The sequence below is a fragment of the Streptomyces sp. NPDC020490 genome (assembly GCF_044335305.1).
In the GTDB taxonomy this organism is placed as follows: Bacteria; Actinomycetota; Actinomycetes; order Streptomycetales; family Streptomycetaceae; genus Streptomyces.
This window is the reverse complement of sequence record NZ_JBIRUY010000008.1, coordinates 215,750-224,194: the sequence shown is the minus strand read 5'-3', so window position 1 is coordinate 224,194 and position 8,445 is coordinate 215,750. Positions and strand designations below refer to the sequence as shown.

The window sequence follows — 8,445 nt, the reverse complement described above, 5'->3', positions numbered from 1 at the left end:
GATGGTGGCCGCGACGATCCGCACGGTCTTCGCCCAGCCCGACGCCGCAGCCGTCCGGGCCCAGCTCGACACCGTCGCCGACATGCTCGGCCGCCGGTTCCCCAAGGTCAGGTCCATGCTCCTGGAAGCGAAGGAGGACCTGACCGCGTTCGCGGACTTCCCTGATCGGCACTGGAAGAAGATCCAGTCGACCAACCCGCTGGAGCGGATCAACCGCGAGATCAAACGCCGGACCGACGTCGTCCAGATCTTCCCCAACCCCGACGCCCTCGAACGACTCACCACCGCCGTGCTCATCGAGATGCACGACGAATGGATCGCCTTCCCCCGCCGCTACCTCCCCGAAGGCAGCATGGACGAGATCTACCCCAACAACGATCAGATCGGACCGGCTACACCACCACAGGGGACATGACCCGCCCGTCCCGCAGGACGGGGAGACCACCCTTGTCCTTGCCCACTGGGTTTTCGCTGGCACTGGCCTCAGCGTCGGTGAGGCCTGGCTCGCCGAATCCCTCGAACCCGCCCCCGGAACGGAAGGAGAACCGACCACATGACCACGGTGACCATCACCCGCAAGTGGCACACCACCGCTGAAGTCGCCGAAATGCTCGGCTTCGGCCTCTCCAAGACGAAAGCGCTCATCCTGAGCGGGGAGATCCGTTCCGTGAAGGTCGGGCGCAACCGGCGCATCCTTCCGGCCTGGGTCGACGAGTACGTGAACCGCTGCGCGTCCGAGGCTGAGGGGTGGGCGGCATGAGCGGGAAGCGAGCCAACGGCGAGGGATCCATCGACCCGTACAAGAACGGCTTCGCTGCCTACGTCTGGGTCACCACCCCGGAAGGCGACCGCAAGCGGAAGTACGTCTACGGCAAGACCCGCGAGGAGACCCACGAGAAGTGGATCAAGCTTCACAACGAAGCGGGCAGGGGGCCGGTGCGGACGCGTCACTGCACCGTGGCGGCGTTCCTCGCCTACTGGCTCGAGTCGATCGTGAAGCCGAATCTCGCCCCGCTGTCGTACGTCTCGTACGAGGGGTCCGTACGGCTCTACATCGTCCCGCACCTGGGCACCAAGCGGCTCGACAAGCTGACGGTCCGGGACGTCCGCGAGTGGCTGACCAAGCTGGCCGGCATCTGCCAGTGCTGCGCGCAGGGCAAGGACGCCAAGCGAGCCCCGGAACGGCAACGGTGCTGCGGGATCGGTGAGTGCTGCGAGGCGTATCCCTCCCGGCGGGTGATCCAGGCGGCCCGTGATGCCCTGCGTGCCGCGCTGTCGCATGCCGTGGCAGAGGAGGAGATCAGCAAGAACGTGGCCTCCCTGGTCAAGGTGCCCAAGCCGCGTCGCCGCCGCATCAAACCGTGGTCCGTCGCCGAGGCGGGACAGTTCCTCTCGGACTCCCTGGCCCGCGAGGATCCGCTCTTCGCGGCCTGGGTCCTGGTCCTCTGCCTCGGGCTGCGTCGCGGGGAGGCCCTGGGGCTGACCTGGAAGTCGATCGACTTCGAGACGGGGGAGCTGTATGTGGATCACCAGATCCAGCGGGCCGGACGGCAGATCCTCCACCGGGAGACCAAGACGGAGGAGTCCGACGACTTCCTGCCGTTGCCCGAACTGTGCCTCAAGGCTCTCCGCATGCGGCGGGCACAACAGGCCGGGGACCGGAAGGCGGCCGGGGAGCTCTGGCAGAACACCCGCGGCCTGGTCTTCATGACCAAGTACGGGACGCCCATCGAGCCGGGAAACCTCACCCGCATGTTCGCCCTGCGGGCCCGCCGCGCCGGCCTCCGGGTGATCCCGCTGCGGAACACCCGGCACACGTGCAGCTCACTCCTGGTCGCGCTGAAGGTGCACCCGAAAGTCGCTCAGCGGATCCTGCGGCACTCGCAGATCGCCATGACGATGGAGGTGTACGCCGAGGCGAGCGAGGAAGAGGTACGGGCCGCGGTCGGGAAGCTGTCCGCGGCGATGGGCGGCGCCGACTCCGGCTGACTCGAACCCCGTTGCTGTACTTCGCTGCTGTACGCGCCCGAAACACCAGAGGCCCCGGATCTCTCCGGGGCCTCTGGTCTGCTGTGCACTCGGCAGGATTCGAACCTGCAACCTTCTGATCCGTAGTCAGATGCTCTATCCGTTAAGCTACGAGTGCTTGTTTTGTTTTCCGCTGGTCTTGGTCCTTTCGGCCCCGTCCCGGCGACAGGAAGAACATTACATGACTGCCGCCGCCATGTGAAATCCATTTGGTCCACCCCTTGTGACCTGGGAAAACGCCGTCACGAGGGAAGGACGGGAACGACGAAGCCCCGGTCCTGGGGACCGGGGCTTCGGTGATGCAGCGCGGAGGCGGAGGGATTTGAACCCTCGATGGGCTTTAAGGCCCAAACCGCATTAGCAGTGCGGCGCCATAGACCGGACTAGGCGACGCCTCCAGCACAACCGCCCGCGCGAGCGCGAGTGGTGCGTGCAGATGATGACACAGCCGAGTGCGGTGTCACCAATCGCCTCCCACGGTACTAGGCCGGAAGCCCGCAGGGCAAAGCCCTTGCCCGTGACGGGTGTGGCGCGCAACGTCCGGGAGTGTGGCGCGTTAGTCAGGTCATGCTGCAGGCCATCCCCCGCGCTCTCGTCGCCGCCACCGCCGCGACCGCCGCCGCCTTCTCCGTCGTGCCCGCCGTCGCGTACGCCGCGGCGGGCCCGCTCGCGCCCCCGCCCGTCCGTGACGAGGACCGCGGCGGCGATCACCTCGTGGTCACCGTGCGGCACGCCGGGGAGGGGCGGGACGGCACCTACGAGCTGTACTGCCACCCCGCGAGCGGCACTCACCCCGACGCCGCCGGCGCCTGCGCCGCGCTCGACCGGGGGACCCGCTGGGGGACGGACGTCTTCGCGCCCGTCCCCGACGGCGGCATGTGCACCATGCAGTACGGCGGACCCGCCACCGCGCACGTCACCGGCACCTGGGCCGGACGGCCGGTGGACGCGGTGTACGACCGCGGTGACGGGTGCCGGATCGCCCGCTGGAACCGGCTCGTGCCGCTGCTGCCCGATCTCGATTCCCGCGGGCGGCCGTGACCACACGGCGTCTCACGGCGGGACGTCTCACGGCGGGACCGGGCTTCGCCGAAGTCGCGTGCAAGTCCCGCGGAGACCGGGCGCCGGGCGGGCGGCGTGGTCACGGCAGGGTCACGGGTTCTGCGTCATTTCGTTGTGCGACCTCCCTCTCATCCGGCGTCGCCGGCGCAACCGCTGCCCTTAGACTCCCTCGCGTGACACGTCGCGGGCAGGTTGGCAAGATGGCCCGAGCGGTCAGCAAAGGGCGGTAACAGGGAGGAAGCGTCTCGTGAGCAGCAGGCCATCCCGAGGCGCTGCTCGCCTCGCAGCCATACTGGACGCGCTTCCCGACGCGTTGGTGCTGGTCAACGCCAATGGGACCGTCGTCAACGCCAACACCATCGCGCTCGAGGCGTTCGAGGCGCCGGGGACGGCCCTCGTCGGGCGCGGGCTGCTCGACCTGCTGCCGCAGTTCGACTCCAAGCTCATCCCCGGGTCCATGCGGCGGCCGGACCACATGGACCCGCGCGGGCGGACCAAGCCGACGCGGATGACCGCCCGGCGGACGGACGGGGCCGAGTTCCCCGTCGAGGTCACCAGCGCGAACCTCGAGAGCGGCCACCAGGCGTACGACAGTCACGGCTACAGCGGCGACGAGCTGCTGATGCTCGTCGTGCGGGACCTCACCGGCACCGTGGACACCGAGGCCGAGCTGGCCCGCTCGCAGCGGCAGACCGAGATGATCCTGCGGGCCGCGTCCGAGGGCGTGGTGGGCACCGACACCGACGGGCGCATCGTCCTCGTCAACCCGGCCGCCGCCCAGATCCTCGGGTACCGGGCCAGCGATCTCGGCGGGCGCGAGCTGCACACGCTCGTCCTGCACTCCCGCGCCGACGGCTCGCCCTTCCCGTACGACGAGTCCCCGCTCGCCGACACCCTGCGCTCCGGGCGCAAGCACCGGGTGCGCGGGCAGGTGGTGTTCGCCAAGAACGGCGACGCGCTGCCGGTCGACCTGACGACCGCGCCCGTGCGCGACGGCGACCAGCTCGTCGGCGCCGTCATGACCTTCACCGACCGGCGGCCCTACGACGCGCTCGTCGAGGAGAAGAACGAGCTCGAGAAGCGGCACGCGGCGGAGCTGGAGCGGATCGAGGAGGAGCACGCCTCGGAGCTCACCGCCCTGCGCCAGAAGCACGTCACCGAACTCGAGGAGCTGCAGGAGCGGCACGACGAGGAACTCGCCGCCGGGGAGGAGCGGTACGCCGCCCTCGGCGAGCGGGAGAAGGACCGCTACGAAGCTCTCGCCGGGCGGCACGAGCAGTTGCTGACGCTGCTGGGCCGGTCGCTGCGCGGGCCGCTGGAGGAGCTGCGGCGCGAACTCGCCACGCTGGCCGCCGACGACGCCGGGCAGTTGTGGCCCGAGGCCAACCAGGTGCTGCATCACCTCTCGGCCGGTTACTCGCGGATCACCTCCCTCATCGACAACGTCCTCGGCTACCAGCGTCTCGACGCCGGCAGCGAGGAGATCTGCCGTACGAAGGTCATGCTCGACGCCGTCGTCGCCGCCGGCGTCGACGGGGCGGTGGAGCTGATCGGGCCCGGGCGGGTGCAGTTCGCGGTGCACGCCCCGCCCATCGAGGCCGAGGTCGACCCGCAGCGCCTCGCGACCGCCCTCGCGCACCTCGTCGCGGACGTCGCGGGGGTCGACGCGACCGGCAACGCGCCGGTGTCGGCGGGCGGTTACATGGACAACACCGTCGTCGTGGCGGCGGCGCAGCGCGGTGAGGTCGTACGGATCGAGGTACGCGGGCCATACGCCGGGGGTGACCCGGTGCACGAGCCGATCGTGCGCGGGATCGTGCGCGCCCACGGCGGCGTGCTGCAGACCCACGAAGTGCCGGGCATGAGCGGCAACGCCTACGTGCTCGAAGTGCCCATCGGCGGTGGCGCCGGGGCCGTTCCGGCAGCCGAGATCGCGGTCGCCGAGGTCCCGGTCGGCGAGGCTCCGGTGGCCGGGGTCCCGGTGGCCGGGGCTCCGGCCGTCGAAGGGGCGGTCCCGGCCGATCAGCCGGGCGGCGGGCGGCGGCGGGCGCGGCGGTCCTCCGTCGACGCCTTCCTGGAGAGCGAGGTCTCCGGCGGGCCCGGGACGGCCGGAGCGGGCGACACGGAGGGCGGCGCGCCGACCGGTCGGCGCCGAAGGCGTGCGGCCGAGGAGGCAGCCCAGGCCCAGGCACAGGCACAGGCACAGGCACAGGCACAGGGGCAGGGGCAGGGGCAGGTACCGGCGCAGGCCGCCGTCGAGGGTTCCGGCGGTACGGGGCGACGCCGGGGGCGGCCTGCCGAGGGCGCCGGGGAGGGCGTCTCCGAGGGCGCCGTCATGACGGCTGCCGAGCATGCGGCGGGGACCGCCGCCGTGGGGACCGGGCTGGGCGGAACCGTGCCGCCGCAGGGCGTGCCCGCGCCGGGCGCCGGGCACCACCGTGCCCGGCGTGACGACGGCGGGCAGCAGGCATTGCCGCCGGCCCTGCCGGCTCCCTCCGCCCCTCATCCTGACCTGACCGTCCAGCCCTCCCAGCCCGCGCAACTCCCCCCGGCGGCTCAGCCGGGCCAGACCGAGGACGCCCAGCCGACCGGGCGGCGGCGACGGGCCCTGGCCGCCGCCAACGAGCGCGCAGCCGCGCAGGAGGCCGGGCCCCGCGCGGTGTTCGCCCTGCCCCCGGCCGAGGCCGACCGTCCGTCCGGCGGGACGGCGACGGATGCCGGAGCGGGGACCGCGACGGGGACTGCGTCAGGGACTGCGGCGGGGGCGCCCGCAGCAGCGGAGGCGGCCGCAGGGGCGGGGACAGCCGCGCCGGGCGGGCAGGCACCGGTGCCTGTGCCGGTGCCGGTGCCGGGACAGGTCCCCGGGCAGGCGCAGGTCCCCGGGCAGGCGCAGGTTCCCGGGGCGGCTGCGGCGCAGGGGCTCGGTCCCGTGCCGGGGGTGACGCCCGCGCAGGTTCAGGTCCCGGGTCAGCCGCAGGCGGTCGCCGGGCAGGCCCAGGCACAGACACCGGTTCCCGGGCAGGGAGTCGTTCCTGCGCAGGGGGCCGTTCCCGGGCAGGGAGTCGTCCCCGGGCAGGGGGCCGTTCCCGCGCAGGGAGTCGTCCCCGCGCAGGGGCTCGCGCCCGCGCAGGCGGTGACGCCGGCACCGGGTATGGCTCCGGCGCAGTCTCAGCTTCCCGGCCAGCCGCAAGCTCCCGTGCAGCCCCAGGCTCCCGGCCAGCCGCAGGCTCCCGCACAGCCGCAGAGTGCCGGCCAGCCGCAGAGTCCGGGCCAGCCGCAGTTGCCCGCGCAGGCCCAGGTGCCTGCGCAGGCGCAACCTCCGGTGCAGGCTCCGGTGCCGGCACAGGTTCCGGTGCAGGGGCAGGTACCCGGGCACCCGGCGGGCCTTGTCCAGGCCGGTCACGGCGTCCCCGGTGACGTTCTCGACGACGGTCGGCACGACGCCGTTCCGCACGACCAGGCCGACGACCACACCCCGCCCCAGCCGCACCCCACGACCGCGCCGACGGGGCGTCGGCGTCGTGCCGTGGCCCAGCAGGGCGCGGTGGCCGGAACGCCCGCGCACGGAGTTCCGGTGCAGGAGGCCGGTGGGCCGACGGCCGGACAGACAGCCGGGCAGGGGGTGGCGGTCCAGCCGGGTCAGCCGGTCCAGCAACCCCAGCCCCAGCCCCAGGTGCAGCCCGGCGCTCCCGTTCCTCCGCAGGGCGCCCTGGCGTCGAGCGTGCAGATGGCTCCCGGCCAGCCGGTCACCGCACCGGACGCGACCGGGCAGGTCGGCCTGCCCGCCCAGCCCGTGCCCGCGCAGCCGCCGATCCCCCAGCCGACAGTCGCGCAGCCCCCGCAGCCCGCCCCCGCGGAGCCCGTGCCGGCCCAGCCGGTGCCCGCCGAGGCCGGTGCGGCCCCCGCTCCCGCCCCGACCCAGCCCTGGCCCGGCACCGGCGGTACCTCCGGCGCCGGCGTGCCCCTGGCGAACGCCGCCGTCCCGGCACCGGCGCCGGCGCCGGTGGAAGCCGCGGGCCGGCCGCTGCCCGCCGAGGGCGTCGCGCCGGTCGATCCGAACTCCACACAGGGGCGGGCGATCAGTGTGCGGACACTGGGGCAGGGCGTGCCGTTCACGCGGCAGGCGGCCCAGGTGCAGCAGCCGGCCGCGACGCCCGCGCCGCATCAGCCCGGCGGCTCGGGCCGTCGGCGCAAGCTGGGGACGAGGGCCGACGCCGCCGCGGTCACGGAGCAGGCCGCCCGGCCGCACCCGCCGGCCGAGCAGACTCCCGTACCGCCACAAGCACAGCCCCAGCCCCAGGCCCAGACCCAGCCCCCAGCGCAGCCGCAGCCGCAGCCGTCGCTGGCCGGACAGACGCGGCTGGTGCAGCCGGGCACAGAGGGCACCGGACGGTCGTACGCCATCGGCGCGCCGGACGAGAACGCCGCCGAGGGGCCCGAACCGCTGGACGGTCCGGGCGGTGCCGTGGAGGTCGCGGACCCGCCGCGTCCGCAGCCGATGGACGACGAGCTGCCGCCGGAGCCGCTGGACAACCCGCGCCGACTGCTGGTGTGGCCGGCCCCGGACGTCACCACCCAGCAGGCGCTCAGCGACCGCGGCTACCGGCCGGTCATCGTGCACTCGCGCGAGGAGGTCGACGCGCAGATCGCCGCCTTCCCGGCCGCGCTGTTCGTCGACCCGCTGACCGGGCCGATCACCCGCACCGCGCTGCAGTCGCTGCGGCAGGCGGCGGTGGCCGCCGAGGTTCCGGTGATGGTGACGGCGGGCCTGGGACAGGCCACGCGCGAGGCGGCGTACGGCGCCGATCCCGCCGTTCTGCTGAAGGCGCTCGCGCCGCGTGACAGCGAGCAGCACCCGCCGCGCGTGCTGCTCATCGAGGAGCACGCGGAGATCGCGCTGGCGCTGACCGCGACGCTGGAGCGGCGCGGGATGCAGGTGGCGCGGGCCGCGAGCGACGCGGACGCGGTGGCGCTGGCGGGGCAGTTCCGGCCGAACCTGGTCGTGATGGATCTGCTGCAGGTGCACCGGCGCCGGGCGGGGATCGTCGACTGGCTGCGCGCCAACGGGCAGCTCAACCGCACCCCGCTCGTCGTCTACACCGCCGCGGTCGACGCGGCCGACCTGCCGCGGCTGGCCTCCGGCGAGACCGTGCTGTTCCTCGCGGAGCGCTCCACCAGCGCGGAGGTGCAGGACCGGATCGTGGACCTGCTGGCCCGGATCGGGACCAACTAGGGCGGACCCGCGCTTGGCACCGGCCGGTGGAGACACCGGTCCGGGCCGGTCGCTGCCCGGACCCCGGACCGGTGTCTCCGGCCGTCCGGTTCACTGTCCGCCGGACATTGAGCAACGATTAC

Annotated in this window: 5 protein-coding genes and 2 tRNA genes; 5 read left to right on the top strand and 2 right to left on the bottom strand. The window is 73.4% G+C overall.

Translation table 11 applies throughout. The features are described from left to right. The 3 genes from ACH4ZX_RS11825 to xerC all read left to right on the top strand — a co-directional run. A partial coding sequence (locus ACH4ZX_RS11825) for a transposase (protein ID WP_398271195.1) occupies positions 1-415 on the top strand: 415 nt, incomplete at its 5' end. A gap of 138 nt (positions 416-553) precedes the next feature. Further along, positions 554-760: a helix-turn-helix domain-containing protein gene (locus ACH4ZX_RS11820; protein ID WP_398271193.1), complete on the top strand. Its 207-nt coding sequence runs from the start codon at positions 554-556 to the stop codon at positions 758-760. Further along, on the top strand, positions 748-1,989 hold the full coding sequence (gene xerC, locus ACH4ZX_RS11815; RefSeq protein ID WP_398271191.1) for a tyrosine recombinase XerC: 1,242 nt from the start codon (positions 748-750) through the stop codon (positions 1,987-1,989). Before ACH4ZX_RS11820 ends, xerC begins: the two co-directional genes overlap by 13 nt. Before the next feature lie 84 nt (positions 1,990-2,073). Here xerC and ACH4ZX_RS11810 read toward each other — a convergent pair. Both ACH4ZX_RS11810 and ACH4ZX_RS11805 read right to left on the bottom strand, forming a co-directional pair. After that, positions 2,074-2,146, bottom strand: a tRNA-Arg gene (locus ACH4ZX_RS11810). Positions 2,147-2,335: 189 nt separating this feature from the next. Further along, positions 2,336-2,426, bottom strand: a tRNA-Ser gene (locus ACH4ZX_RS11805). A gap of 169 nt (positions 2,427-2,595) precedes the next feature. Here ACH4ZX_RS11805 and ACH4ZX_RS11800 point away from each other — a divergent pair. Beyond that, positions 2,596-3,069, top strand: a complete 474-nt coding sequence (locus tag ACH4ZX_RS11800) for an SSI family serine proteinase inhibitor (protein WP_398271189.1) — start codon at positions 2,596-2,598, stop codon at positions 3,067-3,069. Positions 3,070-3,337: 268 nt separating this feature from the next. Then, positions 3,338-8,323, top strand: a complete 4,986-nt coding sequence (locus ACH4ZX_RS11795) for a PAS domain-containing protein (RefSeq protein ID WP_398271187.1) — start codon at positions 3,338-3,340, stop codon at positions 8,321-8,323. The last annotated feature ends 122 nt before the right edge of the window (positions 8,324-8,445 follow it).